Genomic DNA, 26,330 nt, shown 5'->3' with positions numbered 1-26,330 from the left:
CAGAAGTGAAACGCCGTAGCGCCGATGGTAGTGTGGGGTCTCCCCATGTGAGAGTAGGGAACTGCCAGGCATCAATCAAGAAGAACCCCGTACCGTAAGGTGCGGGGTTTTTTGCTTTGTGCGCCGGAAATACCAGGTGGCGGCTTCGCCTGACCGTGCCTACAATTGTTAAAACGATTTTAACAATGGTGCCGCTTTGACACGTCCCTTTGATTACCAAAAAGATTTTGCCAACATTAATTTCCGTGACCATGCAGAGCTGTATCAGGTGGGGCGGGGAGAGCAGGGTGTGCTCATGGTGGAACCTTATAAAAGCGAGATCCTTCCGCACTGGCGATACAAAGATGCTGAAGTTGCAGCGCGATCGGCAAAAGAAATTTACGCCCTGTTTGAAGAATATCGTCAGCAAAACGACTTTGTGGGTATGGATATGGCGCGTAAATTCATTCAGATGGGCTATACGCGCGCCAGGCGATACGCCAATCATAAAGGCGGTAAAAAGTACGATGAGAAGCGCCAGGTCAAACCGCTGGATTGCGATCCCGTAAAAGCCGAAGCCGCCGCGGTCTTCAAAAAGTGGTGGGATAAAATTCGTGCAGATGAAGATTATTTGCAGCGAAAAAAGGCGCATCAGCAGAAGTGGGGATAATTGCTACGTCCGCTAATAATTCGAGACCTGATCGAGTTCACAAAACGTAATGAAACATATTGGAAACATTTTATTTACCTAACGATTCGTTTTAAATCCGGTTTTACTGTTTGTGGGCAATGGCCCGCAATGTGAGACAGGGGATTTTAAAATGACAGAAACCGTAGCCAGTGCAGATACGGATAACACCAATTTGGCAGGTAAGGATACCCGTCGTCGGGTTTGGGCAATCGTTGGGGCCTCCTCGGGGAACCTCGTAGAGTGGTTTGACTTTTACGTCTATTCATTCTGTTCACTCTACTTTGCGCATATCTTTTTCCCGTCCGGGAATACCACCACTCAGCTTCTGCAAACCGCAGGCGTTTTTGCCGCCGGGTTCCTGATGCGCCCGATCGGTGGATGGCTGTTCGGCAGGATCGCAGACAGAAAAGGGCGCAAGACCTCCATGCTCATCTCCGTATGCATGATGTGCGTCGGCTCGCTGGTGATTGCCTGCCTGCCCGGATATGACACTATCGGAACATGGGCACCAGCGTTGCTGCTGCTGGCACGTCTGTTCCAGGGGCTGTCGGTCGGTGGGGAATACGGCACCAGTGCGACATACATGAGCGAAGTGGCGGTTGAAGGCCGAAAAGGTTTCTATGCATCATTCCAGTATGTGACCCTCATTGGCGGACAGCTGCTGGCATTACTGGTTGTGGTGATCCTGCAACAAATCCTTAGCGATGAAGATCTGCACGCCTGGGGCTGGCGCATCCCGTTTGCTATGGGCGCTGCCCTGGCGGTTGTCGCCCTGTGGCTACGCCGTCAGCTTGATGAAACCTCTCAACAGGAGGTCAGGGCGCTGAAAGAGGCGGGCTCGATGAAGGGGCTCTGGCGAAACCGCAAAGCATTTTTGATGGTGTTAGGTTTTACCGCCGCGGGCTCGCTAAGTTTCTATACCTTTACCACCTATATGCAAAAATATCTGGTTAACACCACGGGCATGCATGCAAACGTTGCGAGCGTCGTCATGACGGTGGCGTTACTCGTCTTTATGCTTATCCAGCCGATTGTCGGCGCGCTGTCGGACAAAATAGGTCGCCGCACCTCCATGCTGATCTTTGGCGGCATGCTCACCCTGGGTACCGTTCCGCTTTTGACTGCGCTACAGCAGACAACGTCGCCGTATGCCGCTTTCGCGCTGATCATGGTGGCACTCATTATTATCAGTTTTTACACGGCAATCAGCGGCATTTTGAAAGCGGAAATGTTTCCCGCACAGGTGAGGGCGCTGGGTGTTGGCCTCTCTTATGCGGTCGCGAATGCCCTGTTTGGCGGTTCGGCAGAGTATGTCGCGCTATCGCTTAAGTCGTGGGGCAGTGAAACGACCTTCTTCTGGTATGTCACCGTAATGGGAGCGCTGGCGTTTATTGTCTCGCTGATGCTGCATCGCAAAGGAAAAGGTATCCGCCTTTAATAATGTGCCATCTGCCAGACGGCGTAGCCGGTTGTTGCGCCGGCGACATCCCAGGCGAAATCTTTCCAGCTCCAGCCGCTCCCTGCGGGGCGGCTATCCCATAGTTCTTTTGATGCCCCAAGGCCCACTGAGAACATCAACCCTATCGCCGCGCTACGGTCCCGGCTGTATCCCTGATGCTGCGCGTACTCATTACCGGCTGCAGACAGCATAGCGGAAGCGAGGAAGTGTTGTGCTTTGTCCTGACCGGACCAGCTATCATTGGCCATATGACTGCAGCCAGTCAGAAAGAAAGCGCTCAGTAACAGAGGAATACGCATCAACGGGCTCCATAAAAAAGCCCTGCGGGTAACAGGGCCTGGACATTACAGAATTCGGCTGATAAGTCGGTCAATACGGATACGACGCAAGCGGCGAATCAGCTTGCGAACTTTCACCGGATAATCGGCAATGCTCTGCAGCTCGCGGTAATGATTAACCACCGTGGTGTGCGTGCGAATCAACTCCAGTTCACGCTCACGCTGTGCGGCTAACTCATGCTGCGGGTCATGGATCAGGATCGCGTTTTCCAGATCCAGTCTCCACGCGCGCGGGTTCAGGTTGTTACCGGTCAGCAGCATCCACTCATCGTCGACCCACATACCTTTCAGATGGTAACTGTTGTCTTCATCTTTCCACAGACGCACAACCAACTGGTCAGTGTTTACGTAATACTGTAAACGGCTCAGGAAGCGGCGCAGGTTAATTTCATAAAGATAAGGCAGCGCACCGATGATTTTGAACGGCTGATCTTCAGGTATGAAGAAGTCGTTCGCCGTTTTATCCCCAACGATAATTTCCACTTTTTTACCATCGCGCAGCAGCTGAATGATATTACGCACCAGCACGGCAGGAAGGTTAAAGTACGGCGTACAGATGGTGAGCTTTTGCTCCGCGCACGGCATCAGATGGAAAATCGTTTTATTCAGCAGGCTTGATTTGCCAAGCCCAACCAGCGGGGTAACGGATAACTCTTCGTTGTTAGCGTCGCCCTGAAAATGGTAAACAGCATCGCGCAGCTCCTGGCGGAAGGCGCGAACATCGTTTTTGATTTCCGGGCTCTTAGGGCGCTCGGGATCGTCAAGGCGATTAACGCCACGGCCATGTACCAGGTTTTTATCAACCCAGTTAAACATGATATCGGCCATCTGAGGATTACGGATCAGATGGTAGCGGTCATAGCGATATTTATCGAGCTGATGAAGGTAGACATCATTGAGGCTTGCGCCGCTGTAAAGCACGCTGTCATCGATGATGAACCCTTTAAAATGAAGGACACCGAGCGCTTCGCGGGTATTCACCGGGACGCCATAAACAGGTACATCGACGCCAGGATTTTCCTGCGCCGTGCGGCAATACCAGTCTGCATTGGTGTTTGAAGCGGCCGCGCCAATACGGCCACGCTGGGCGCGATGCCAGTCAACCAGCACGCGAACATCCAGTTCCGGACGCAGACGCTTGGCTTCATAGAGCGCGTTCAGGATCGCGCGCCCGCCTTCATCTTGTTCAAGATACAGGGCCACAATGCAAATGCGTCGCGTGGCACTGGCAATCTTTTCCAGAAGCGTCTCCCGAAAATGAGCGGGAGCGTAAAAGAACTCTACATCATCAACTGACTGAGAAATCTTCGGTAGTTGAGCAAGGTGTTGTTGATGTTTATTACGCTTAAATTTTGACAACATCACAGTGCGTTTCTTCTCTGTTCATTGAAGGGTTGTCTGTACCATGCAAACAACATAAGCGGACAATGATACCACCAGTCCCGTCCAAAGTGGGTAACATTTCCAGTAGCTTACTCGGGTTTGTCTGCCGGTGTCAGGCCGAGGGATAAGGCGACAATACCTTCGTCCAGCTGAATATCAACGTCAAATCCGAGTTTTCGCGCCAGGGTCACCATACCGCGATTGTTCGGCATAGTAATGCCATTCAGGCGTAACAATCCGTGATCTCGCGTATAACTGATGAGTTTTTCCAGCAGTCGTCTGCCCAGACCCAGGCCTTTAAGATCGGAGCGCACCAGCACAGCAAATTCCGCGTCAATGTTATCCGGGTCAGAAATTGCGCGCGTCACGCCGAGGATCTCATCGCCCCGATCGGAACGTCGAACGGCCACAAACGCCATCTCTCGATCGTAGTCGATTTGGGTCATATTGGCTAAATCATCGTGGGTAAATTCGTTGATTTCGCTAAAGTAGCGATAATAGAGATCTTCTTTCGTAACCTGAGAAATAAAGGTACGCAGCTGCGGTTCATCTTCCGGCAGAATAGGGCGGAACAGGGCGCGTTCCCCATTCTTCATCTCGACCCACTCCTCCAGCTGCAGAGGATACGGACGGATCGCCAGGCGACTCTCTCTGTCCCCTTCAAATGGCGCGATATCCAGCGTTACGTCCAGCGCCGTAAACTCAGTGCCGGAGGCGAGCAGCGGATGGATATCCAGCCGCTGGATCTCCGCACAATCTACAACCAGGTTAGACACCTGCACCAGGAACTGACTCAACCCGGCAATATCGAGCGGACGCAGGGCGCTGCGGCCCCGGATCTTTTTGCTTTTAATCGCCTGAATGATCAGATAGCGCGCCAGATTCATGTTCAGCGGCGGTAGCGCCACCGCGGCCTGTTCCTCTGGACGCCACTCAACGCCGCCTTCCCCCAACATAATGAGCGGGCCGAAGACAGGATCGTGTTCAACCACCACCCGCAGTTCCTGGGCGCCCGCGCGGTTAGCCATGCTTTGCACCAGCAGTCCGTGGATCCGAGCCTGCGGCCAGGCCATTTTGACGCGATCGAAAATGGCATCAGCTGCCTGCTGCACCTCCGTTGCCGTACGCAGGTACAACATGACCCCCTGAACGTCAGACTTATGCGGGATATCGGGGGAACGAAGCTTCAGGGCGACCGGGTAGCCAATCTGTTCGGCTATATGTACGGCCTCAGCGCTGTCGCTGGCGATCCAGGTTGGCAGAGTTTGCATCCCGTAGCTGCCCAGTATGGGCTGCACTTCATGCGTATCAAGCGAGGTCGCGCCTTCTTCAATGGCCTGCTGTAACAGCCGATGAACGTCGACGGTGTTCGCCGTCAGGTTTCCGGGCAAAGCCGGTGTCTCACGCAGCTGTTTCTGGTTGCGGCGATATTCCACCATATGCATAAATGCCGTGATGGTGCCTTCCGGCGTGCGGTAGGTTGGCAGTCCGGCTTCACTGAACAAGCGTCGCGCCTCCTGAGAGGAAAACTCACCGCACCAGTTGGTCAGCAGGGTGACATATTTGCCGCGCGGATGATTTCGTACCGCCTCAATCAGCGCCCGCGCGCTTTCACTGCCCGGCGCGGCCGCGCTGGGGGAGTGGATAATCATTAGCGCATCGAAATCCTGGCTGTCCAGCAATATGGAGATTGCTCTGATATAGCGATCGCTGCTGGCATCATCGCGCAAATCAAGCGGATTGCCAGGCGTCACGCTTGCCGGAAGCGCCTCTCTGAGGCGTTGCAGCGTCTCTTCACCCAGCGTGGCCAGCTTGCCGTTACGCAGCCAAAGCTCATCCAGCGCCAGCGCGGCAGGGGCCGCGCCATTGCTGACAATCATTAACTTCTCGCCGCGCAGCGGACGCATGTGGCTCAACGTCTCAACGGCGGAAAAAAGCTCGTGTGTATCCTGCACCCGCAGCAACCCCGCGCGCTGAATGGCAGCATCCCAGGCCGGATCCATACCGGAATGAGACTGCAGCAGACGCTGCGCCGCAGGGCTGCGACCGCTTTTGATAACGAGGATCGGTTTATTGCGCGATGCGCTACGCGAAGCGGAAACAAAACGACGGGCGTCGCTCAGGTGCTCAAGATAAAGAAGGATTGCGCTGGTTTTGCTGTCTCGCGCCAGGAAATCCAGCAGTTCGTCAACGTCAATATCCAGGCTGTCGCCCAGAGCAATGAAGTAGGAGAATCCCATTTCACGCTGCTGTGCCCAGTCAAGGATGGTGTTTGAGACCGCAGCCGACTGCGAGATAAACGCCAGCTTGCCTTTACGGATCGGCACCGGGGAGAAGCTGGCGTTCAGCCCCTGCCAGGGCGCGAGCAGACCCAGGCTGTTCGGCCCGAGAATGCGCATCTGATAGCGGCTGGCGCAGGCCAGCAGTTCGGGCTGCTGTTCAGGCGGAGACGAGAGAATAATGCAGGTTTTACACCCTTTCTTGCCGAGTGACTCCAGCAGTTCCGGATTGCGTTTGGCGTTTGTACACAGAACGGCGAGATCCGGTACGTAAGGCAGGCTCTCCACGTCCGGCCAGGCAAGCACGCCCTGAACGGCCTTATAAGACGGCGTGACGGGCATAACGGGACCGTTAAATCCTCCGGCCAGCAGGTTGCGCATCATCAGATAGCCTGCACGATCCGGTTTCATTGATGCGCCGATGACGGCAATGGATTTAGGACGGAGTAGCGCTTCTAACCCTCTCTGGCTCATGCAGGCCTCCTGTGAATGCAAGCGACCTGATGATTTTAAACGCTTTCTGTCTCCGTTGCTGTGATGCTGCCCTTATGAACGGTTTTTCCCGCCAGATAGCGCTCCCGGAAGCATGAGAAATGGTTGCCCAGGGCGCCAGCTGCAGCGGTATCTCCTGCTAAATCCAGTAGCGCAATGGCTACTTCGGCAGTGCAGTATTGCCCGTCAGCATGCGCTTCGCGCAGGCGGTAGGCCGAGACGCGGGAAAGATCGACAGAAATAACCGGCAGAGCGTCGAGGTAAGGACTTTTGCGAAACATTTTCCGCGCTTCGGTCCAGGTACCGTCCAGCATAATAAACAGCGGTGGTTTCCCTGATGGCGGCGCGGTAAGGACCTGACGCTGTTCTCCCGCATAAGATGCCGGGAAAACCACCATCGGCTGGTAGTCCGGGCTTGCCACCAGGTCGAGCAGAGCCTGAGGTGGCTCAGTGCGCGACCACTGAAACGCGGCGGTATCCGGCAGAATATCGGCAATAAGACGCCCCGTATTACTGGGCTTCATCGGCTCGGTATCGAACATGACCAGACAAAAGCGGCTCTCCGCAGTACTTGGGGCCAGCGTCTCGCACAGACACACCTTCAGCGGCAGCAGGCAGCGCTGACAGCGACGTATGCGATTGCCACGTGCAAGAAAGGGGCGAGTCGCGCGCGCAAGGCGTTCGGCGCGTAATTTAAGGACAGCGTTATCAGTCATGGGCGAAATGGAGGAAAAACCCTATTTTCGCAGAGGCGGGAACGGGGCACAAGGTGTGCCCCGGGAATGTTACAGCGATTCGTTTAACCAGCTATCAAAAGGTGCTTTTGGAACCGCACCGTTGAGCATATCGATCACTTCACCATTTTTGAAAATCATGATGGTCGGGATACTGCGAATACGAAAACGTGCGCTTAACTCGCGTTCGGCCTCGGTATTAACCTTAACGAACCGCATTTTTCCGCTGCGCTCTTCGGCCACATCTTCGAAGATTGGCGCGAAGCTGCGGCACGGACCGCACCATGGCGCCCAGAAATCGACCACCACAGGGAGATCGTCCTTGAGGAGTTTGTCCAGCGTAGCACCCGTCGCGTTAATGACATCGCCATCAAACAATTCATGGCCACAACGTCCGCATTTCGCACCGTCATCCATCCGATCGTCCGGAATGCGGTTTAAAGCCTGACAGTTGGCACATACGGTATTCATAACTAACCTCTGATAGAGCCGTGGGACAGCGGCAGAACGCCGATAATGTTTCTGATATGTTACATATTATCAGTGAGCCTGTATGAAACGACAATGCGTTTTATTCAATGGGAACAATAGTCACAGGCTTTTGTACGAAATTATGGCTATGCGCTGGCACATCGGGTAATCTGCGCGCTTCGCGCAGCGCTGGTGGAGAAAAGCATGAACGACGAAATGAAAAACAAAAGCGGCAAGGTCAAAGTGATGTATGTCCGCAGTGATGATGACTCTGATAAACGCACCCAAAATCCGCGTACCGGAAAAGGTGGCGGGCGTCCAGCGTCCTCTCGTGCAGACGGTGGCCGTCGCCCCGCCCGCGATGACAGAAATAACCGCGGTGATGACCGCAAGCGTGACGATCGCAAGCGCGATGACCGTCCGCGTGATGACTTCTCACGTGATAACGCCTCTCCGTGGCGCACCGTTTCTCGCGCCCCTGGCGATGAGACGCCGGAAAAAGCCGATCACGGCGGTATCAGCGGTAAAAGCTTTATCGACCCGGAAGTGCTGCGTCGTCAGCGCGCGGAAGAGACCCGTGTATATGGCGAGAACGCCTGCCAGGCGCTGTTCCAGAGCCGTCCTGAGTGTATCGTCCGCGCCTGGTTTATCCAGAGCGTGACCCCGCGCTTTAAAGAAGCGCTGCGCTGGATGGCCGCGAACCGCAAAGCCTACCACGTGGTTGATGATGCTGAACTGACAAAAGCGTCCGGTACCGAGCACCACGGCGGCGTCTGCTTCCTGATTAAAAAACGTAACGGCACGACAGTTCAGCAGTGGGTCAGCCAGGCAGATGCCGATGACTGCGTGCTGGCGCTGGAAGACGTGGGCAACCCGCACAACCTGGGCGCAATGATGCGCAGCTGCGCCCATTTTGGCGTGAAGGGCGTGCTGCTGCAGGATGCCGCGCTGCTGGAATCCGGCGCCGCGATCCGTACTGCGGAAGGCGGAGCCGAGCACGTACAGCCGATCACCGGCGACAGCGTTCTGGATGCCCTCGAGCAGTTCCGTAAAGCGGGCTATTCCATCGTGACCACATCCAGCCATGCCGGTACGCCGCTGTTTAAAGCGACGCTGCCGCGCAAGATGGTGCTGGTGTTGGGTCAGGAACGCGATGGTCTGTCTGATGCGGCGCTCTCCAGCTCGGATCTGAGCGTCTCCATCGACGGGACGGGCAATGTGGAAAGTCTGAACGTATCCGTTGCGACCGGCGTGCTGCTGGCCGAGTGGTGGCGTCAGAATAAGGCATAAGCCTCTTATGTGCCGGGCCTGACCCGGCACATTCAAACCCTACTCGCTCTCTGCCGGTAACACAGGCATCCAGTCAATTGGCGTTTCGCCACGTTTTTCCAGCCATTCATTTGCCAGAACAAAATGATTACTGCCAAAGAAACCGCGATGGGCAGAAAGCGGTGACGGGTGCGGTGCCTTCAACACGTGATGACGCTGACGATCGATAATTGCCCCTTTCTTCTGCGCGTGAGAACCCCAGAGTAAAAACACGACCCCTTCACGATGCTCGTTGATAAGGCTGATAACTTTATCGGTAAAGGTTTCCCACCCAAGGCTGGCGTGCGAGTGCGCCTGGCCCGCCCGTACGGTGAGCACCGTGTTCAATAACAGCACGCCCTGGCGCGCCCAGCTTTCCAGATAACCGTGGTTGGGGCGGGTAAACCCGGGCACGGTTCCCTCAAGCTCTTTATACATGTTGAGCAGAGAAGGGGGGATCGCCACGCCTGGGCGTACGGAAAATGCCAGCCCGTGCGCCTGCCCAGGGCCGTGATAGGGATCCTGGCCCAGAATGACGACTTTCACATCGCTCAACTCGGTATAGCGAAACGCGTTGAATACATCTTTTTGCGGCGGATAAATCGTTTGCCCGGCCTGACGCTCAGCGGCAACGGTACTGAGCGTATTGATAAAATAAGGCTGCTGCTTTTCTTCTGCCAGCACGTCATGCCAGGTTAAAGGTGTCGTCATGTCGCTCTCCTGCGAATCTCAATCTGTCACTAGCTTACCTGTTTAACGCTTGTGAGCAAAATTACGCGCTGAAATGCGTGCTAAGTCGTTAAATTTATTTTGAAATGATGCAGGTTAAGTTGAGTTGATGGGGGTGTGAAATTGATCTAAAGCAATAAATTCAAACCACACTCTTTATGTGGTTGGTGTTTTTGTTGATTTAAATCAATAAATCGCCGTGGTGTGAATGATATATATACACACAAGAAACAATGGTTTTACCAATTGGCCGCGTAAGGCCAGCATCAGTTAATGTAGCCTAAGGGAGGCAACACATGATTACAGGTATCCAGATTACCAAAGCGGCAAATGACGATCTGCTCAACTCTTTCTGGCTGCTGGACAGCGAGAAAAATGAAGCGCGCTGTGTGGTCGCGAAAGCGGGTTTTGCTGAAGATGAAATCGTACCGGTGAATAAACTGGGCGAAATCGAATACCGTGAAATCCCAATGGAAGTGCAGCCGGAAGTGCGCGTTGAAGGGGGTCAGCACCTGAACGTTAACGTGCTCCGCCGCGAAACGCTGATGGATGCCGTTGAGCACCCGGAAAAATACCCACAGCTGACTATCCGCGTGTCTGGTTATGCGGTTCGCTTTAACTCACTGACTCCAGAACAGCAGCGCGACGTTATCGCCCGTACCTTTACTGAAAGCCTGTAAGGCTTCAGCCACGGGGGGGAACAAAAAAGCCGGGGATTACCCCGGCTTTTTCTTACTCTTCAGTCTTCGTTTCCTGCGCGGCAGCGCTTGGCTTACGACGCTTACCAATGTTTTTGGTATCGCGGTGGCGCTGCTTCACGCGCGGCTTCTCTTTTTCTTTCTCTTTTCTCTCAGCACGTTTCGCGAGCGCTTTCTTGGACGGTTTACCCGTCATTTTTTCACTCGGCGCACGTGTGGTTGGGCGCAAGCCATCAATAACGCGCGCTTTCAGCGGCTCGTCAACATAGCGGCCAATTTTCTGCAGCAGCAGGTAGTCATGCGCTTCAACCAGTGAAATTGCAATCCCTTTGCGGCCCGCGCGACCGGTACGGCCAATGCGGTGCAGGTAGGTATCTCCGCTGCGCGGCATATCGAAGTTAATGACGTGGCTCACGTCAGGGATGTCGATCCCGCGGGCGGCAACGTCTGTTGCGACCAGCACGTTAACGCGGCCATCGGTCAGGCGCTTAATGCCTTCGGTACGCTTGATCTGCGCCATCTCACCTTCAAGATAGCAGTTGTTGATCCCGGCGTTGCGCAGCATTTCAGCCAGCTCGTGCACGCGCTCGCGCTTACGCACAAACACGATAGTGCGGGTGGCGTCTTCCTGCGTTAGCAGGTGCTTGAGCAGCTCAACCTTATGCTCAAGGTTGTCCGCACGGTAATACCACTGGTGGATCTTTTTACGCTCTCGCGTGGATGGCGTCGCAGAGACTTCCACCGGATCTTCCAGCAGACGCTCTGCGAAGTCTTTAATCGCATCCCCTTCAAGGGTGGCAGAGAACAGCATCGTCTGGTTACGCCAGCGCGTTTCACCTGCAATATGCTCGATATCCTGCGCAAAGCCCATGTCCAGCATGCGGTCCGCTTCGTCGAGGATCAGCGTTTCTACCGCGCGGCAGTCGAAGTTCTCTTCTTTAATATACTGCAGCAGGCGGCCCGTCGTCGCGACGACGATGTCCTGGTTTTCGCTGAACACTTCGGCGTGGTTCATATACGCAACGCCGCCGGTGATGGTGGCGATATCCAGATGCGTATTCGCCGCGAGTTCACGCGCGTGATCGGCAACCTGCATGGCCAGCTCGCGCGTAGGCGTCAGGATCAAAATACGCGGCGGGCCAGATTTTTTACGTGGAAAGTCGAGCAGGTGCTGCAACACAGGCAGCAAATAGGCTGCTGTCTTCCCCGTGCCGGTTGGCGCAGAACCGAGCACATCGCGGCCCTCAAGCGCAGGCGGAATGGCCGCTGCCTGAATGGCGGTCGGGCGTGTAAAGCCTTTGCTCTCAAGAGCATTGAGCAGGCTTTCATCGAGTTCAAGTTCGGAAAAAGTCGTTACAGTCATGTTCTACCTCTGTGTGGGGCGCTGATTATAGACGTTACGGCTGTAATCTTCATCTGTTTGTATGGATATCGCTTTGCGGCCACTTCGCTTTCCCCTATGCTACTCCAGTTTCACTTAGAAGGTTGCCCTGACATGTCTCAACTCAAAGCGCAGCTGCGCCGCGATGGTTTTACGTTTAAACAATTTTTTGTCGCTCACGATCGCTGTGCCATGAAAGTCGGTACAGACGGCATTTTACTGGGAGCATGGGCACCTGTCGCAGGTGTTAAGCGTATTCTTGATATCGGTACCGGCAGCGGGCTGGTGGCCTTGATGCTGGCGCAGCGTACTGAAGAGCATGTCACGATTGATGCCGTGGAGCTGGATGCGCAGGCCGCAGGGCAGGCGGGTGAAAACGCGGCCGAGTCCCCCTGGGCTGACCGGATAACCGTTAAGTGCGCGGACGTGCTGGCCTGGGCGCCAGAGCAGACGGCGCGTTACGATCTGATCGTCAGCAACCCCCCTTACTACGAACCCGGCGTGGAGTGCGGTACACCGGAGCGTGAACAGGCGCGCTATACCGGTTCACTCGATCACAAAGCGCTGCTCGTCAACGCGGCTGAACTTATCTCAGAAGAGGGCTTTTTCTGCGTGGTGCTGCCAGAAAGTACGGGCAACACGTTTATCGCTACCGCGCAGGAGATCGGCTGGACGTTACGTTTGCGAACTGACATCTCTGATACGGAAGGCCGATTGCCGCACCGCGTGCTGCTGGCGCTGTCGCCAAAAGAGGGTGAGTGTTTTAATGACCGTATGGTGATCCGTGGGCCAGACCAGCGTTATTCCGAAGATTACACGGCTCTGACCCAGGCGTTTTATTTATTTATGTAAACCTGCGGGGCGAGTATCGACGGGCCGGACTCAGCAAGCCGATCCGGGTAGTCGAGTGTGTAGTGCAAACCGCGGCTCTCTTTACGCATCATCGCGCAGCGAACAATCAGCTCGGCAACCTGCACCAGATTGCGCAGCTCCAGCAGATTGTTGGAGACGCGGAAATGGGCATAATATTCATCAATTTCCTGCTGCAGCATCGTAATGCGGCGCAACGCGCGTTCCAGACGTTTCGTGGTGCGCACAATCCCAACGTAGTCCCACATAAACAGCCGCAGCTCGTGCCAGTTGTGCTGGATCACCACCAGCTCGTCCGGGTTCTCCACGCGGCTTTCATCCCAGGCCGGTAAACGCTCTGTTTCACGGGCGTAAGGCATGCGCTTCGCGATGTCCTCCGCCGCTGACCAGCCGTACACCAGACATTCAAGCAGCGAGTTAGACGCCATACGGTTCGCGCCGTGTAGCCCGGTATAGCTGACCTCACCAATAGCATACAGACCGTCTACATCAGTGCGTCCGTGATCGTCAACCATCACGCCGCCGCAGGTATAGTGGGCGGCCGGGACAATGGGCACCGGATCGCGGGTTAAATCAATGCCAAGATTGAGCAGCTTTTCGTAAATCATCGGGAAATGCTGGCGAATGAATTCTGCCGGCTTATGGCTGATATCGAGATACATGCAGTCCACGCCAAGGCGCTTCATTTCGTGGTCGATGGCGCGGGCAACAATATCACGCGGCGCCAGTTCACCGCGGGCGTCAAAGTCCGGCATAAAGCGGGTACCGTCAGGGCGTTTCAGATAAGCCCCTTCGCCGCGCAGGGCTTCCGTCAGCAGGAAATTTCGCGCCTGAGGGTGGAACAGGGCGGTGGGGTGAAACTGATTAAATTCGAGATTCGCCACGCGGCAGCCGGCGCGCCAGGCCATAGCGATACCGTCCCCGGAAGCGATATCCGGATTCGTGGTGTACTGATACACCTTAGAGGCGCCACCTGTAGCCAACACCACAGCCTTCGCCTGACAGGTTTCCACCTTCTCTTTATTACGGTTCCAGACCCACGCTCCCACCACGCGACGCGTACCGGGCAGGCCTATCTTGTCGGAAATGATCAGATCAACCGCGTTGCTCCGCTCAAGGACCCGGATGTTAGGATGGTTCAGCGCTTTGCTGACCAGCGTGGTTTCCACTTCTTTTCCGGTAGCATCCGCGGCGTGCAGGATGCGGCGGTGGCTATGGCCGCCTTCACGCGTTAAGTGGTAGCTCTCTTCACCGTTGGGCTGAACCTGAGTATCGAATAAAACACCCTGATCGATAAGCCACTGAACGCAATGGCGGGCATTGCTGGCGACAAACTCTGCCGCGTGCGCATCCACGATCCCGGCCCCGGCAATCAGCGTATCTTCCACATGTGACGCAATGCTGTCGGTCTCGTCAAATACTGCGGCAATGCCGCCCTGAGCATAAAATGTGGAGCCTTCACTTATCGGGCCTTTGCTCAGAACGATAACGTTCTGATGTTCAGCCAGACGCAGCGCCAGAGAGAGACCGGCAGCGCCGCTGCCGATGATCAGTACATCACAATGAAGTTCAGGTGTTGTGTTCATGATTGTTGTTTAATTTACTAAACAGTGTTGGGGCAGAATAGCACCTGAATGCGAGATATCGCACGTTTTTTTTAATGGAAGTTGCAATGACTAAACGCACAGGCAGGGGTAAACGAAGGGTAAATAAATGAAATTATTTTGCGAAGCAGATCGTTAGCGTCAGATTTTGTGGTGAAATAAAGCCTGTGTTGCGTTACTCTTCTGGCGGGAAAAAGATGTTTCTTGTCAGAAAGTGGTGCGTATCGTGAACAGACTTATAATGAGAGAAAATGAACGGTCTGCGGCGCGATGAACAAAAACAAAGGCGTTACGGAACTTATTGAAGATCAGACACTCTAAGCTGGTGCTTGCTCAAAGTGCGGTAGTTATAGAGTGGCGTTTCGATAACGCGTGGAATTTAGGTTTGGGGAGACATTACCTCGGATGAGCGAGCAGTTAACGGACCAGGTCCTGGTTGAACGGGTCCAGAAGGGAGATCAGAAAGCCTTTAACCTACTGGTGGTACGCTACCAGCATAAGGTGGCGAGTCTGGTTTCCCGCTATGTACCGTCAGGTGATGTACCTGATGTGGTGCAAGAGTCTTTTATTAAGGCCTATCGCGCGCTGGAATCTTTCCGGGGAGATAGTGCTTTTTATACCTGGCTGTACCGTATTGCTGTCAATACGGCAAAGAATTACCTGGTTGCTCAGGGTCGTCGTCCGCCGTCCAGTGATGTAGACGCTATCGACGCCGAAAACTTCGAAAGTGGCGGTGCGCTGAAAGAAATTTCGAACCCTGAGAACTTAATGTTGTCAGAAGAACTGAGACAAATTGTTTTTCGCACGATCGAGTCACTCCCGGAAGATTTACGCATGGCAATTACGTTACGGGAGCTTGATGGTCTGAGCTATGAAGAGATAGCCGCTATCATGGATTGTCCGGTCGGCACGGTTCGTTCACGAATTTTCCGTGCGCGAGAAGCTATTGATAATAAAGTTCAACCGCTTATCAGGCGTTGACGATAGCGGGATACTGGAAAAGGTATTAGGCATGCAGAAAGAAAAACTTTCCGCTTTAATGGATGGTGAGACGCTGGATAGTGAGCTGCTCAACGAGCTGTCTCATTCTCCCGAAATGCAAGAGACCTGGGAGAGTTACCATCTCATCCGTGACACGCTGCGCGGTGATACCGGAGAGGTTCTCCATTTCGATATCTCAGCCCGCGTGATGGCGGCCATCGAGAATGAGCCTGTTCATCAGACCACTCCGCTGATTCCTGAAGCGCAACCCGCACCGCACCAGTGGCAGAAAATGCCGTTCTGGAAAAAAGTGCGTCCGTGGGCCAGCCAGCTCACCCAAATGGGGGTGGCTGCATGCGTATCGCTTGCAGTTATCGTTGGCGTCCAGCACTATAATACTCAGTCTGAAACTAATCAGCAGCCAGAAGCGCCAGTGTTTAACACACTGCCGATGATGGGCAAAGCCAGCCCGGTAAGTCTGGGCGTACCGGCTGATGCCTCCGCCAGTGGCGGTCAGCAACAGCAGGTTCAGGAGCAGCGCCGTCGCATTAATGCGATGTTGCAGGATTATGAGTTGCAGCGTCGTCTGCACTCTGAACAGCTTCAGTTTGAGCAGGCCCAAACTCAGCAAGCTGCTGTGCAGGTGCCCGGAAACCAAACTTTAGGAACGCAATCGCAGTAATGAAGCAACTTTGGTTCGCCATGTCTCTGATGGCGGGTAGCCTGTTCTTCTCTGCTAACGCCTCGGCTGATGTTTCATCCGGGGCGTTGTTGCAGCAAATGAATCTGGCCAGCCAGTCACTCAATTACGAGTTGGCATTTATCAGCATCAACAAGCAGGGCGTCGAGTCGTTACGCTATCGCCATGCCCGTCTTGATAACCAGCCGCTCGCCCAGCTTTTACAGATGGATGGCCCGCGTCGGGAAGTTGTCCAGCGTGGCAACGAAATCAGCTATTTCGAGCCCGGTCTGGAGCCTTTCACGCTGAATGGCGACTATATCGTTGATTCTCTACCGTCGCTTATCTATACCGACTTCAAACGACTTGCCCCTTACTATGATTTTATTTCGGTAGGGCGCACCCGTATTGCAGACAGGCTGTGTGAAGTGATCCGCGTGGTTGCGCGCGATGGTACGCGCTACAGCTATATCGTCTGGATTGATGCGGAAACCAAGCTGCCGATGCGCGTGGACCTGCTCGACCGCGACGGCGAGACGCTTGAACAGTTCCGCGTCATCTCCTTTAGCGTGAACAATCAGGTTGGTAACAGCATGCAGAATCTGGCGAAGGCCAGCCTGCCGCCGCTGCTTTCTGTTCCTGCAGGGGACTCCGCTAATTTCAACTGGGTTCCTTCCTGGATACCGCAAGGCTTTAGCGAAGTGTCCAGCAGCCGTCGTCAGTTGCCCACCATTGATACGCCGGTTGAATCACGCCTCTATTCCGATGGCTTGTTCAGCTTCTCGGTGAATATCAACCGCGCAACGGCAAACAGCGCTGAACAAATGCTTCGTACCGGGCGTCGTACGGTCAGCACCATGGTTCGCGATAACGCAGAAATCACGATTGTGGGGGAATTACCTCCGCAGACGGCGAAGCGCATTTCAGACAGCATTAAATTCAGGGCCGCACAATGATTAAAGAGTGGGCGACCGTCGTCTCGTGGCAGAATGGTATTGCGCTGGTCAGCTGTGATGTTAAAGCCTCATGCAATAGCTGCGCATCCCGAGCCGGTTGTGGCAGTCGCGTGCTGAATAAGTTAGGGCCACAGACATCGCATACGATCTCCGTGCCGAGCGAACAGCCGCTGGTGGCGGGTCAGAAGGTGGAACTGGGCATTACGGAAGGCAGTCTGCTGAGTTCCGCGATGCTGGTCTATCTCTCCCCGCTGGTGGGGCTGTTTGTCATGGGCGGCCTTTTTCAGATGCTGTTTGGTACCGACGTGGCCGCCATGTGCGGTGCAGCTTTGGGTGGCGTAGGGGGATTCTGGCTTGCCAAAGGCATCTCACCGAAGCTCGCCGCGCGCGATGAGTGGCAGCCCGTTATTCTGAGCGTTGCGCTGGCGCCTGACCAACTTCGCGTCGAGACGCTCTCTTCTGAGGCCCGGTGATCCACCGGGCTTTATCATTATTTACATCTCAAAAAAGAAAACGCCATTTCTTCGCGCTATGCTTGGCTCTAAGTGCATTTCCAGGTTGCGGGTATGTAGTGTAGAATGCTGCGTTTTCGCACTGAAAAACGTCAGGCTAAGAACAGCGGCCTCCAGGAATTCGTAAGGCATAATTATTTAACTATATGAAGAACATACGTAACTTTTCGATCATTGCTCACATTGACCACGGTAAGTCGACGCTGTCTGACCGTATTATCCAGATTTGCGGTGGCCTGTCTGATCGTGAAATGGCAGCCCAGGTACTGGACTCCATGGACCTGGAACGCGAACGCGGTATCACCATCAAAGCGCAGAGCGTGACGCTCGACTATAAAGCTTCTGATGGCGAAACTTATCAACTGAACTTTATCGACACCCCAGGCCACGTTGACTTCTCCTATGAAGTATCACGCTCGCTGGCGGCCTGTGAAGGTGCGCTGCTGGTGGTCGATGCCGGGCAGGGCGTTGAAGCCCAGACCCTGGCGAACTGTTACACCGCGATGGAAATGGATCTCGAGGTTGTGCCGGTTCTGAACAAAATCGACCTGCCAGCCGCCGATCCTGAGCGCGTGGCGGAAGAGATTGAAGACATTGTCGGCATTGACGCGACCGACGCCGTACGCTGCTCCGCGAAAACCGGTGTAGGTGTGACCGACGTGCTGGAACGCCTGGTACGTGATATTCCGGCCCCGGAAGGCGACCCGGATGGTCCATTGCAGGCGCTGATCATCGACTCCTGGTTCGATAACTACCTGGGCGTGGTCTCACTGGTGCGTATCAAAAACGGCACCATGCGTAAAGGCGACAAAATCAAGGTTATGAGTACCGGACAGGTCTACAACGCAGACCGTCTGGGTATCTTCACGCCAAAACAGGTTGACCGTACCGAGCTGAAATGCGGCGAGGTTGGCTGGCTGGTCTGCGCGATTAAAGACATCCTCGGCGCGCCAGTGGGCGATACCCTGACCGGCGCGCGTAACCCGGCAGACAAAGCGCTGCCTGGCTTCAAAAAGGTGAAACCGCAGGTTTACGCGGGTCTGTTCCCGGTCAGCTCTGACGACTACGAAAACTTCCGCGATGCGCTCGGCAAGCTGAGCCTGAACGATGCCTCCCTGTTCTACGAGCCAGAAAGTTCAACGGCGCTGGGCTTCGGCTTCCGCTGCGGCTTCCTCGGCCTGCTGCACATGGAGATTATTCAGGAGCGTCTGGAGCGTGAATACGATCTGGATCTGATCACCACCGCACCAACGGTAGTCTACGAAGTAGAAACCACCTCGAAAGAAGTGATCTACGTCGACAGCCCGTCCAAGCTGCCGCCGCTGAACAACATTCACGAGCTGCGCGAGCCTATTGCAGAATGTCACATGCTGCTGCCGCAGGAGTTCCTGGGGAACGTTATTACGCTCTGTATTGAGAAGCGTGGCGTGCAGACCAACATGGTTTACCACGGTAACCAGGTGGCGCTGACCTATGAAATCCCTATGGCGGAAGTGGTACTCGACTTCTTCGACCGTCTGAAGTCTACCTCCCGTGGCTATGCGTCACTGGATTACAACTTCAAGCGTTTCCAGGCCTCCAACATGGTGCGCGTGGACGTGCTGATCAACGGCGAGCGTGTGGATGCGCTGGCGCTCATCACCCACAATGACAATGCGCCGTACCGTGGCCGCGAGCTGGTTGAGAAGATGAAAGATCTGATCCCGCGTCAGCAGTTTGACATTGCGATTCAGGCGGCCATCGGTAACCACATCATTGCCCGCTCAACCGTGAAGCAGCTGCGTAAAAACGTTCTGGCGAAGTGCTATGGCGGTGACGTCAGCCGTAAGAAAAAGCTGCTGCAGAAGCAGAAAGAAGGTAAGAAGCGTATGAAGCAGGTCGGTAACGTTGAGCTGCCGCAGGAAGCATTCCTTGCCATTCTTCATGTCGGTAAAGACGGCAAATAACTTTTAAGGAGTTGGCATGGCGAACATGTTTGCCCTGATCCTGGTCATCGCTACGCTGGTGACAGGCCTGCTGTGGTGCCTGGATAAGTTTATCTTCGCCCCAAAACGCCGTGAACGTCAGGCTGCCGCGCAGGCAGCGACTGGCGATGCGCTTGACGCGAAAACCCTGAAGAAAGTTGGCCCGAAACCGGGCTGGCTGGAAACGGGCGCGTCGGTGTTCCCGGTGCTGGCGATTGTGCTGGTGGTACGTTCGTTTATTTATGAGCCGTTCCAGATCCCATCGGGATCAATGATGCCAACGCTGCTGATCGGTGATTTTATTCTGGTTGAGAAGTTTGCCTACGGCATTAAAGATCCGATTTACCAGAAAACGCTGATCGAAACGGGGCATCCGAAACGTGGCGACATCGTGGTGTTTAAATATCCGGACGATCCGCGTCTGGATTACATTAAGCGCGCGGTGGGGCTGCCGGGTGATAAAGTGACCTACGATCCGGTTGCGAAGGAAGTCACCGTTCAGCCGGGCTGCAGCTCCGGTACCGCGTGTGAAAACGCGCTGCCAATCACCTACTCAAACGTTGAGCCAAGTGATTTCGTGCAGACTTTCGCCCGTCGTAACGGCGGTGAAGCGACCAGCGGATTCTTCCAGGTGCCAAAAGGTGAAACCAAAGAGAACGGCATTCGTCTGGTTGAGCGCAAAGAGACGCTGGGCGATGTCACTCACCGCATTCTGACCGTGCCAATCGCGCAGGACCAAGTGGGGATGTATTACAAACAGCCGGGTCAGCAGCTGGCCAGCTGGATCGTACCGCCGGGACACTACTTCATGATGGGCGATAACCGCGATAACTCCGCGGACAGCCGTTACTGGGGCTTTGTGCCGGAAGCGAATCTGGTGGGTAAAGCAACCGCGATCTGGATGAGTTTTGAGAAGCAGGAAGGCGAGTGGCCGACCGGGGTGCGCCTGAATCGTATTGGCGGAATCCATTAATTCTCAGGAAAAGAACACGTAGCCGCGTTATTTCGCGGCTACGTGAATTATTTCCTCGATAAATCTCTTTGAACTAACGACATCCCCTGTCGTTGTGTATAGAATATTCCCCCGAAGTTTATGGTTGGCCCTGCAAGGGTGCCACGGCACACGAAACCGCGTTGGTTTTCTCAGGTCGGTTTCGTGTGCTGCATTTTTGACGCATTCATTTATTGGTATCGCATGAACCCCATCGTAATTAATCGGCTTCAACGGAAGCTGGGCTACACTTTTCATCATCAGGAGTTGTTGCAACAGGCATTAACCCATCGCAGTGCCAGCAGCAAACATAATGAGCGTCTCGAGTTTCTGGGTGACTCTATTTTAAGTTTCGTGATTGCGAATGCGCTTTATCATCGTTTCCCGCGCGTGGACGAAGGTGATATGAGCCGCATGCGCGCCACGCTGGTGCGCGGCAACACCCTCGCTGAAATCGCGCGCGAATTTGAACTGGGCGAATGTCTGCGTCTTGGGCCGGGTGAACTGAAAAGCGGCGGCTTCCGTCGTGAATCTATTCTTGCCGATACGGTCGAAGCATTAATTGGTGGCGTGTTCCTGGACAGCGATATCCAGACCGTAGAAAAGCTGATCCTTAACTGGTATCAGACCCGTCTGGACGAAATTAGCCCGGGCGATAAACAAAAAGATCCGAAAACGCGCCTGCAGGAATATTTGCAGGGCCGTCATCTGCCGCTGCCATCCTATCTGGTGGTGCAGGTTCGTGGCGAAGCGCACGATCAGGAATTTACCATCCATTGCCAGGTCAGTGGCCTGAGTGAACCGGTGGTGGGCACAGGTTCGAGCCGCCGTAAGGCTGAACAGGCTGCCGCCGAACAGGCGTTAAAAATGCTGGAGCTGGAATGAGCGAAGAAAAAACCTATTGCGGATTTATTGCCATCGTCGGACGTCCGAACGTCGGCAAATCCACCCTGCTGAATAATCTGCTTGGGCAGAAGATTTCCATCACCTCGCGTAAGGCGCAGACCACGCGTCACCGCATCGTCGGCATCCATACTGAAGGCGCATATCAGGCAATCTACGTCGATACCCCTGGCCTGCACATGGAAGAGAAGCGCGCCATTAACCGTCTGATGAACAAGGCGGCGAGCAGCTCCATCGGCGACGTAGAACTGGTGATTTTCGTTGTGGAGGGCACCCGCTGGACGCCGGACGACGAAATGGTACTGAACAAGCTGCGTGACGGCAAAACGCCGGTGATCCTCGCGGTCAACAAAGTTGACAACGTGCAGGAAAAAGCTGACCTGCTGCCGCACCTGCAGTGGCTGGGCAGCCAGATGAACTTCCTCGATATCGTTCCGCTGTCTGCTGAGACCGGCCTGAACGTCGATACCATCGCGGGCATCGTACGTAAGCACTTGCCGGAAGCGATTCACCACTTCCCGGAAGATTACATCACCGATCGCTCTCAGCGCTTTATGGCGTCTGAAATCATCCGTGAAAAGCTGATGCGTTTCCTGGGCGCCGAGCTGCCGTACTCTGTGACGGTGGAGATCGAGCGTTTCCAGAGCAACGAGCGCGGTGGCTACGACATTAACGGCCTGATCCTCGTCGAGCGTGAAGGGCAGAAGAAGATGGTGATCGGCAACAAAGGCGCCAAGATCAAAACCATCGGTATCGAAGCCCGTAAGGACATGCAGGAGATGTTCGAAGCGCCAGTTCATCTGGAACTGTGGGTGAAGGTGAAATCTGGCTGGGCCGATGATGAGCGTGCTCTGCGCAGCCTCGGTTACGGCGAAGATCAGTAACTCAAGACGACGAGTATAATGGAAGGTTGGCAGCGCGCCTTCGTTCTCCATAGTCGTCCCTGGAGCGAAACCAGCCTGATGCTGGACGTCTTCACGGAAGAGTCGGGCCGCGTGCGCCTTGTTGCGAAAGGCGCACGATCCAAACGTTCTAATCTGAAGGGTGCCCTACAGCCTTTTACGCCGCTGCTGGTTCGCTTTGGCGGGCGAGGGGAAGTCAAAACCTTGCGCAGCGCTGAAGCCGTCTCTCTGGCGCTTCCCCTTTCTGGCATCACGCTCTACAGCGGTCTGTATGTCAACGAGCTCATCTCCCGCGTCCTTGAACATGAGACTCGCTTCTCGGAACTTTTCTTCGATTATCTGCACTGTATCCAGGCACTGGCGGGTGCGACCGGCACGCCCGAACCCGCCCTGCGTCGTTTCGAACTGGCGCTGCTGGGCCACCTCGGGTACGGCGTGGATTTTCTGCACTGCGCAGGCAGCGGTGATGAGGTGGAAGACACCATGACCTACCGCTACCGCGAAGAAAAAGGCTTTATTGCCAGCGTCGTCGTTGATAACAGTACTTTTACCGGACGCCAGCTCAAAGCGCTTTATGAACGCGAGTTTCCGGACGCCGATACCCTGCGCGCAGCAAAACGCTTTACCCGGATTGCCCTCAAGCCGTATCTTGGCGGCAAGCCCTTAAAGAGCCGCGAATTATTCAGGCAGTTTATGCCCAAACGTTAGACCACAGCATCAGAAAGAAAACCGAGGATTGTCATGGCTGAATTACTGTTAGGCGTCAACATCGACCACATCGCCACCCTGCGTAACGCGCGCGGCACGGCGTATCCCGATCCGGTTCAGGCGGCGTTTATCGCTGAACAGGCTGGTGCCGACGGCATTACCGTTCACCTGCGTGAAGACCGCCGCCACATTACCGACCGCGACGTGCGCATTCTTCGTCAGACGCTGGACACCCGTATGAATCTGGAGATGGCGGTCACCGAAGAGATGCTGACCATTGCCTGCGAGACCAAACCGCACTTCTGCTGCCTGGTGCCGGAAAAACGCCAGGAAGTGACCACCGAAGGTGGACTGGACGTGGCGGGGCAGCAGGACAAAATGCGCGATGCCTGCAAGCGCCTGGCGGATGCCGGTATCCTGGTTTCTCTGTTTATCGACGCCGATTTCGCGCAGATTAAAGCGGCAGCCGACGTGGGCGCGCCGTATATCGAAATTCACACCGGCTGCTATGCCGATGCTAAAAACGATGCCGAGCAGGCCAAAGAGCTGGAGCGTATCGCCAAAGCGGCCACCTACGCCGCGAGCCTGGGACTGAAGGTTAATGCCGGTCACGGCCTGACCTACCACAACGTGAAGGCCATTGCTGCTCTGCCGGAAATGCATGAGCTGAACATCGGCCACGCCATTATTGGCCGCGCGGTGATGAGCGGCCTGAAAGAGGCGGTTTCAGAGATGAAACGCCTGATGCTGGAAGCGCGTCAGTAATGGCCATTCTGGGCTTAGGCACCGATATCGTCGAAATAGCTCGCATTGAAGCGGTGATCGCCCGGAGCGGCGATCGCCTGGCAAGGCGCGTGCTGAGCGATAACGAATGGGCCATCTGGGAAGCGCACCAGCAGCCGGTGCGTTTTCTGGCAAAGCGCTTTGCGGTAAAAGAGGCGGCAGCCAAAGCGTTCGGGACCGGCATTCGTAACGGCCTGGCATTTAACCAGTTCGAAGTTTTTAATGATGATCTGGGCAAACCGCGCCTGCGTCTGTGGGGTGAAGCGCAAAAGCTGGCGGAGAGGCTGGGGGTGAATCATATGCACGTGACGATCGCAGATGAACGCCACTATGCCAGCGCGACGGTGATTATCGAAAGCTAAATTTTGTCCGCGTGGTGCATCAGGACAAATTTATCCCACAGCTGCTCTTCGCTCTCGACGTGTGTCGGATCCTTCAGAATAGTGTTGGGGATCGGGCACACCTTCTGGCAGGTCGGCGTCTCATAGTGGCCGACGCATTCCGTGCAGCGGTCGCTGTTAATCTCGTAAATGCTGTCGCCCATCGAAATCGCCTGGTTCGGGCATTCGGGTTCGCACATATCGCAATTGATGCATTTTTTGGTAATTAACAGCGCCATCAGGAAATTCTCAGAAACAACACAAACTGGGCGGGCATTATACGCGTCAAACCAGTTTCTTTACCAGTTCTTCGCTGTGACGAATGCGCTCGGGCGCGCGCTCCAGATCCTGCTGTACCAGCGCCATAAACAGCAGGTCCGTCAGCATCATTTGTGCGCTGGTGGACGAAATTGCCGCGCTGCGCGTGGCCTGCTCTTCGGCAATGGTATACAAACAGCGCGTTGCCCGCTGCTGCAGCGCATTTGGCGTAAAGCCGGTGATCGCCAGAATTTTGCCGCCGACGCGCAGGGCTTCGTCGGTCGCCATGTTGATCTCGCGGCGCTCGCCGGAGTAGGAGATGGCCAGCAGCAGATCGTCAGGATCCATCGCCTGCACGGTCGCCAGCAGGGCGTGCATATCCTGCTCGACGATGGCGTTAAAACCGATTTTAGTCAGCTTCCAGCCAAAATTACGCGCCACCAGACCGGACGCGCCAATACCGGTCAAAATAATACGCCGCGCCGCCCGCAGCATCGCCACGCTTTCCAGTAATTTCTCTTCGGTATTCACGTCCAGCGTGGCGTGCATGGCCGCCACGTTCTCCTTGATCAGCTTTTCCCCAACCAGACGCATCGGGTCATCGCCGCGGATCTGGTTATGCACCGGCATGGACTGCGGATTCGGGTTACTCACCAGCGCTTCGCTGATTGCCAGCTTAAGAGCGGGAAAACCCTTAAACCCGATCTTCTGGGCAAATTTCACCACGCTTGACTGGCTCACTCCAGCTTCGCTTGCCAGCTGCTGTGAGCTGAGGTGGCGGGCGCGATCGGGCTGAGAAAGCAGAAAATCCGCCAGCTTTTTGTCGCTTTGAGCAAAGCCGGCGTAGCGCTGGCGAATGCGAATTAAACAGTTCATGAGTACTCCCGGCGGAAATGTGATTGTCTGCGCAAAAACGAATTCTGCTCGCCTGAATGAATTTTATATTCCATTATAGTGTGATTATTATGAATTAAAAATTCTTGAGGTACAAAAAATGAATCTTGGCTCACTTGTTTCTGAAAGGCGTAACCCGCAAACCATGGATCTGGATGCGCTCTCCACCCTGGAGCTGGTTAACCGCTTTAATCAACAGGATACGCTGGTAGCGCAGGCAGTGAAAGAGACATTGCCAGAGGTGGCGAAAGCGGTCGATGCGGCGGCGGAAGCTCTTAAGGTCGGTGGTCGCATTATCTATATGGGGGCCGGTACCAGCGGGCGTCTCGGGGTGCTGGATGCCTCGGAATGTCCGCCCACCTTTGGCGTTCCGCACGGCCTGGTGGTTGGCCTGATTGCAGGTGGTCCCGGCGCGCTGCTGAAGGCCGTTGAAGGGGCGGAGGACAACAAACAGCTGGGTGAGGATGACCTGAAGGATCTGAACCTGACGGCGAACGATCTGGTGGTCGGCCTGGCGGCATCCGGGCGCACGCCGTACGTCATTGGCGGCCTGGAATACGCCAACCGGACCGGCTGCACGACGGTCGCCATCTCCTGCAACCCCGGCTCGCCGATTGCGCAGGTGGCCGCTATCGCCATCTCTCCGGTCGTTGGGCCGGAAGCGCTCACCGGCTCCACGCGCCTGAAATCCGGGACCGCGCAAAAGCTGGTGCTCAATATGATCTCCACCGGTGCGATGGTGAAGTTCGGCAAGGTCTACCAGAACCTGATGGTCGATATGCAGGCCACCAACGTCAAGCTGGTGGACAGAGCCTGCCGCATGGTGATGGAGGCGACAGGCGCGGGCCGTGAAGAGGCAGAAGCGGTGCTCAGGCAGACCGATCACGACGTAAAACCAGCCATTTTGATGATCTTAAGCGGGCTGGACGCGGCGGCTGCGCGAGCCAAACTCGACGCGCACAACGGCTTCTTACGGGCGGCTTTAGAAAACTAGCAGAGGCGT

General features: G+C 55.1%; 28 protein-coding genes. 18 read left to right on the top strand and 10 right to left on the bottom strand.

Going from position 1 to position 26,330, the window contains the following annotated elements:
* The first annotated feature begins 196 nt into the window (after positions 1-196).
* Both IM303_RS19740 and IM303_RS19735 read left to right on the top strand, forming a co-directional pair.
* Positions 197-649, top strand: coding sequence for a DUF4385 domain-containing protein (locus IM303_RS19740; RefSeq protein WP_041908646.1), 453 nt, complete (start codon positions 197-199; stop codon positions 647-649).
* Between the two features lie 151 nt (positions 650-800).
* Complete coding sequence (locus tag IM303_RS19735; protein ID WP_041908648.1) at positions 801-2,108, top strand: MFS transporter; 1,308 nt, start codon at positions 801-803, stop codon at positions 2,106-2,108.
* Here the strand turns inward: IM303_RS19735 and IM303_RS19730 are convergent.
* From IM303_RS19730 to trxC, 5 genes are all read right to left on the bottom strand, one after another.
* Complete coding sequence (locus IM303_RS19730; protein WP_045260160.1) at positions 2,105-2,428, bottom strand: YfiM family lipoprotein; 324 nt, start codon at positions 2,426-2,428, stop codon at positions 2,105-2,107. The genes IM303_RS19735 and IM303_RS19730 overlap by 4 nt on opposite strands.
* 45 nt (positions 2,429-2,473) lie before the next feature.
* The gene (pssA, locus tag IM303_RS19725; protein WP_045260161.1) at positions 2,474-3,829 is read right to left on the bottom strand and encodes a CDP-diacylglycerol--serine O-phosphatidyltransferase; all 1,356 of its coding nucleotides are present in this window, start codon (positions 3,827-3,829) and stop codon (positions 2,474-2,476) included.
* A gap of 110 nt (positions 3,830-3,939) precedes the next feature.
* Complete coding sequence (gene pat, locus IM303_RS19720) at positions 3,940-6,603, bottom strand: protein lysine acetyltransferase (protein WP_193360185.1); 2,664 nt, start codon at positions 6,601-6,603, stop codon at positions 3,940-3,942.
* A gap of 35 nt (positions 6,604-6,638) precedes the next feature.
* Positions 6,639-7,337: a tRNA-uridine aminocarboxypropyltransferase gene (tapT, locus tag IM303_RS19715; protein WP_045260163.1), complete on the bottom strand. Its 699-nt coding sequence runs from the start codon at positions 7,335-7,337 to the stop codon at positions 6,639-6,641.
* Positions 7,338-7,406: 69 nt separating this feature from the next.
* Positions 7,407-7,826 carry a thioredoxin TrxC gene (trxC, locus tag IM303_RS19710; protein ID WP_028014108.1) on the bottom strand — a complete coding sequence of 140 codons (420 nt, stop codon included), beginning with the start codon at positions 7,824-7,826 and terminating at the stop codon, positions 7,407-7,409.
* 204 nt (positions 7,827-8,030) lie between these two features.
* Between trxC and IM303_RS19705 the strand changes: the two genes are divergently transcribed.
* Positions 8,031-9,116 (top strand): tRNA/rRNA methyltransferase, encoded by a 1,086-nt coding sequence (locus IM303_RS19705; RefSeq protein ID WP_139963977.1) that lies wholly within the window; start codon positions 8,031-8,033, stop codon positions 9,114-9,116.
* Positions 9,117-9,155: 39 nt separating this feature from the next.
* On the opposite strand, the gene ung is transcribed toward IM303_RS19705, so the two are convergent.
* Positions 9,156-9,845: a uracil-DNA glycosylase gene (gene ung, locus IM303_RS19700; protein ID WP_193360184.1), complete on the bottom strand. Its 690-nt coding sequence runs from the start codon at positions 9,843-9,845 to the stop codon at positions 9,156-9,158.
* A 314-nt stretch (positions 9,846-10,159) separates the two neighbouring features.
* Here ung and grcA point away from each other — a divergent pair, with 314 nt between their 5' ends.
* A complete protein-coding gene (gene grcA / locus IM303_RS19695) occupies positions 10,160-10,543 on the top strand; it encodes an autonomous glycyl radical cofactor GrcA (protein WP_006176733.1) in 384 nt (127 codons plus the stop codon).
* 52 nt (positions 10,544-10,595) lie between these two features.
* Here the strand turns inward: grcA and srmB are convergent, their stop codons facing one another.
* Entirely contained in the window at positions 10,596-11,924 is a 1,329-nt protein-coding gene (gene srmB, locus IM303_RS19690) for an ATP-dependent RNA helicase SrmB (RefSeq protein WP_047368112.1), read from the bottom strand.
* A gap of 132 nt (positions 11,925-12,056) precedes the next feature.
* Between srmB and IM303_RS19685 the strand changes: the two genes are divergently transcribed.
* On the top strand, positions 12,057-12,794 hold the full coding sequence (locus tag IM303_RS19685) for a tRNA1(Val) (adenine(37)-N6)-methyltransferase (protein WP_028014104.1): 738 nt from the start codon (positions 12,057-12,059) through the stop codon (positions 12,792-12,794).
* Here the strand turns inward: IM303_RS19685 and nadB are convergent.
* A complete protein-coding gene (gene nadB, locus IM303_RS19680; protein WP_045260165.1) occupies positions 12,779-14,398 on the bottom strand; it encodes an L-aspartate oxidase in 1,620 nt (539 codons plus the stop codon). The two genes, IM303_RS19685 and nadB, sit on opposite strands and share 16 nt — an antisense overlap.
* A gap of 343 nt (positions 14,399-14,741) precedes the next feature.
* Between nadB and rseD the strand changes: the two genes are divergently transcribed.
* The 12 genes from rseD (at position 14,742) to acpS (ending at position 24,157) form a co-directional block, all read left to right on the top strand.
* Entirely contained in the window at positions 14,742-14,825 is an 84-nt protein-coding gene (gene rseD / locus IM303_RS22405; RefSeq protein WP_231940818.1) for a rpoE leader peptide RseD, read from the top strand.
* Positions 14,822-15,397, top strand: coding sequence for an RNA polymerase sigma factor RpoE (gene rpoE, locus IM303_RS19670; RefSeq protein ID WP_028014102.1), 576 nt, complete (start codon positions 14,822-14,824; stop codon positions 15,395-15,397). The genes rseD and rpoE overlap by 4 nt, the downstream gene beginning before the upstream one ends.
* A gap of 31 nt (positions 15,398-15,428) precedes the next feature.
* Entirely contained in the window at positions 15,429-16,079 is a 651-nt protein-coding gene (gene rseA / locus IM303_RS19665; protein WP_048960043.1) for an anti-sigma-E factor RseA, read from the top strand.
* Positions 16,079-17,032, top strand: coding sequence for a sigma-E factor regulatory protein RseB (gene rseB, locus IM303_RS19660; RefSeq protein ID WP_048999422.1), 954 nt, complete (start codon positions 16,079-16,081; stop codon positions 17,030-17,032). Before rseA ends, rseB begins: the two co-directional genes overlap by 1 nt.
* Positions 17,029-17,505 (top strand): SoxR-reducing system protein RseC, encoded by a 477-nt coding sequence (gene rseC / locus IM303_RS19655; protein ID WP_045260167.1) that lies wholly within the window; start codon positions 17,029-17,031, stop codon positions 17,503-17,505. Before rseB ends, rseC begins: the two co-directional genes overlap by 4 nt.
* Positions 17,506-17,690: 185 nt before the next feature.
* Positions 17,691-19,490, top strand: a complete 1,800-nt coding sequence (lepA, locus tag IM303_RS19650) for a translation elongation factor 4 (RefSeq protein ID WP_028014099.1) — start codon at positions 17,691-17,693, stop codon at positions 19,488-19,490.
* Positions 19,491-19,506: 16 nt separating this feature from the next.
* Positions 19,507-20,481, top strand: a complete 975-nt coding sequence (gene lepB, locus IM303_RS19645) for a signal peptidase I (RefSeq protein WP_047364182.1) — start codon at positions 19,507-19,509, stop codon at positions 20,479-20,481.
* Positions 20,482-20,703: 222 nt separating this feature from the next.
* Positions 20,704-21,384, top strand: a complete 681-nt coding sequence (gene rnc, locus IM303_RS19640; RefSeq protein WP_003860711.1) for a ribonuclease III — start codon at positions 20,704-20,706, stop codon at positions 21,382-21,384.
* Entirely contained in the window at positions 21,381-22,286 is a 906-nt protein-coding gene (era, locus tag IM303_RS19635; RefSeq protein ID WP_028014097.1) for a GTPase Era, read from the top strand. Before rnc ends, era begins: the two co-directional genes overlap by 4 nt.
* An 18-nt stretch (positions 22,287-22,304) precedes the next feature.
* Entirely contained in the window at positions 22,305-23,012 is a 708-nt protein-coding gene (gene recO, locus IM303_RS19630) for a DNA repair protein RecO (protein WP_048999421.1), read from the top strand.
* A gap of 33 nt (positions 23,013-23,045) precedes the next feature.
* A complete protein-coding gene (gene pdxJ / locus IM303_RS19625) occupies positions 23,046-23,777 on the top strand; it encodes a pyridoxine 5'-phosphate synthase (protein ID WP_041908673.1) in 732 nt (243 codons plus the stop codon).
* Positions 23,777-24,157 carry a holo-ACP synthase gene (acpS, locus tag IM303_RS19620; RefSeq protein WP_048999420.1) on the top strand — a complete coding sequence of 127 codons (381 nt, stop codon included), beginning with the start codon at positions 23,777-23,779 and terminating at the stop codon, positions 24,155-24,157. The genes pdxJ and acpS overlap by 1 nt, the downstream gene beginning before the upstream one ends.
* On the opposite strand, the gene IM303_RS19615 is transcribed toward acpS, so the two are convergent.
* Positions 24,154-24,414 (bottom strand): YfhL family 4Fe-4S dicluster ferredoxin, encoded by a 261-nt coding sequence (locus tag IM303_RS19615; RefSeq protein ID WP_028014093.1) that lies wholly within the window; start codon positions 24,412-24,414, stop codon positions 24,154-24,156. The two genes, acpS and IM303_RS19615, sit on opposite strands and share 4 nt — an antisense overlap.
* 46 nt (positions 24,415-24,460) lie before the next feature.
* Positions 24,461-25,309 (bottom strand): MurR/RpiR family transcriptional regulator, encoded by an 849-nt coding sequence (locus IM303_RS19610; RefSeq protein ID WP_028014092.1) that lies wholly within the window; start codon positions 25,307-25,309, stop codon positions 24,461-24,463.
* A gap of 118 nt (positions 25,310-25,427) precedes the next feature.
* On the opposite strand from IM303_RS19610, the gene murQ reads away from it, so the two are divergent.
* Positions 25,428-26,321, top strand: a complete 894-nt coding sequence (gene murQ / locus IM303_RS19605) for an N-acetylmuramic acid 6-phosphate etherase (RefSeq protein ID WP_048999418.1) — start codon at positions 25,428-25,430, stop codon at positions 26,319-26,321.
* The last annotated feature ends 9 nt before the right edge of the window (positions 26,322-26,330 follow it).

Source organism: Enterobacter cloacae complex sp. P38RS (genome assembly GCF_014930775.1).
Taxonomy (GTDB): domain Bacteria; phylum Pseudomonadota; class Gammaproteobacteria; order Enterobacterales; family Enterobacteriaceae; genus Enterobacter; species Enterobacter bugandensis.
This window is presented reverse-complemented; position numbering and strand designations above follow the sequence as displayed.

Excerpts from the sequence above, each read along its gene's own strand:
- IM303_RS19615 (WP_028014093.1), bottom strand. The coding sequence starts at position 24,414 with ATGGCGCTGTTAATTACCAAAAAATGCATCAATTGCGATATGTGCGAA.
- IM303_RS19685 (WP_028014104.1), top strand. The coding sequence starts at position 12,057 with ATGTCTCAACTCAAAGCGCAGCTGCGCCGCGATGGTTTTACGTTTAAA.
- rseC (WP_045260167.1), top strand. The coding sequence starts at position 17,029 with ATGATTAAAGAGTGGGCGACCGTCGTCTCGTGGCAGAATGGTATTGCG.
- IM303_RS19610 (WP_028014092.1), bottom strand. The coding sequence starts at position 25,309 with ATGAACTGTTTAATTCGCATTCGCCAGCGCTACGCCGGCTTTGCTCAA.
- tapT (WP_045260163.1), bottom strand. The coding sequence starts at position 7,337 with ATGACTGATAACGCTGTCCTTAAATTACGCGCCGAACGCCTTGCGCGC.
- rseA (WP_048960043.1), top strand. The coding sequence starts at position 15,429 with ATGCAGAAAGAAAAACTTTCCGCTTTAATGGATGGTGAGACGCTGGAT.
- IM303_RS19705 (WP_139963977.1), top strand. The coding sequence starts at position 8,031 with ATGAACGACGAAATGAAAAACAAAAGCGGCAAGGTCAAAGTGATGTAT.
- pdxJ (WP_041908673.1), top strand. The coding sequence starts at position 23,046 with ATGGCTGAATTACTGTTAGGCGTCAACATCGACCACATCGCCACCCTG.
- rseB (WP_048999422.1), top strand. The coding sequence starts at position 16,079 with ATGAAGCAACTTTGGTTCGCCATGTCTCTGATGGCGGGTAGCCTGTTC.
- nadB (WP_045260165.1), bottom strand. The coding sequence starts at position 14,398 with ATGAACACAACACCTGAACTTCATTGTGATGTACTGATCATCGGCAGC.
- rpoE (WP_028014102.1), top strand. The coding sequence starts at position 14,822 with ATGAGCGAGCAGTTAACGGACCAGGTCCTGGTTGAACGGGTCCAGAAG.
- srmB (WP_047368112.1), bottom strand. The coding sequence starts at position 11,924 with ATGACTGTAACGACTTTTTCCGAACTTGAACTCGATGAAAGCCTGCTC.
- pat (WP_193360185.1), bottom strand. The coding sequence starts at position 6,603 with ATGAGCCAGAGAGGGTTAGAAGCGCTACTCCGTCCTAAATCCATTGCC.
- murQ (WP_048999418.1), top strand. The coding sequence starts at position 25,428 with ATGAATCTTGGCTCACTTGTTTCTGAAAGGCGTAACCCGCAAACCATG.
- lepB (WP_047364182.1), top strand. The coding sequence starts at position 19,507 with ATGGCGAACATGTTTGCCCTGATCCTGGTCATCGCTACGCTGGTGACA.
- ung (WP_193360184.1), bottom strand. The coding sequence starts at position 9,845 with ATGACGACACCTTTAACCTGGCATGACGTGCTGGCAGAAGAAAAGCAG.
- pssA (WP_045260161.1), bottom strand. The coding sequence starts at position 3,829 with ATGTTGTCAAAATTTAAGCGTAATAAACATCAACAACACCTTGCTCAA.
- trxC (WP_028014108.1), bottom strand. The coding sequence starts at position 7,826 with ATGAATACCGTATGTGCCAACTGTCAGGCTTTAAACCGCATTCCGGAC.
- lepA (WP_028014099.1), top strand. The coding sequence starts at position 17,691 with ATGAAGAACATACGTAACTTTTCGATCATTGCTCACATTGACCACGGT.
- IM303_RS19735 (WP_041908648.1), top strand. The coding sequence starts at position 801 with ATGACAGAAACCGTAGCCAGTGCAGATACGGATAACACCAATTTGGCA.
- recO (WP_048999421.1), top strand. The coding sequence starts at position 22,305 with ATGGAAGGTTGGCAGCGCGCCTTCGTTCTCCATAGTCGTCCCTGGAGC.
- grcA (WP_006176733.1), top strand. The coding sequence starts at position 10,160 with ATGATTACAGGTATCCAGATTACCAAAGCGGCAAATGACGATCTGCTC.
- rnc (WP_003860711.1), top strand. The coding sequence starts at position 20,704 with ATGAACCCCATCGTAATTAATCGGCTTCAACGGAAGCTGGGCTACACT.
- acpS (WP_048999420.1), top strand. The coding sequence starts at position 23,777 with ATGGCCATTCTGGGCTTAGGCACCGATATCGTCGAAATAGCTCGCATT.
- IM303_RS19730 (WP_045260160.1), bottom strand. The coding sequence starts at position 2,428 with ATGCGTATTCCTCTGTTACTGAGCGCTTTCTTTCTGACTGGCTGCAGT.
- era (WP_028014097.1), top strand. The coding sequence starts at position 21,381 with ATGAGCGAAGAAAAAACCTATTGCGGATTTATTGCCATCGTCGGACGT.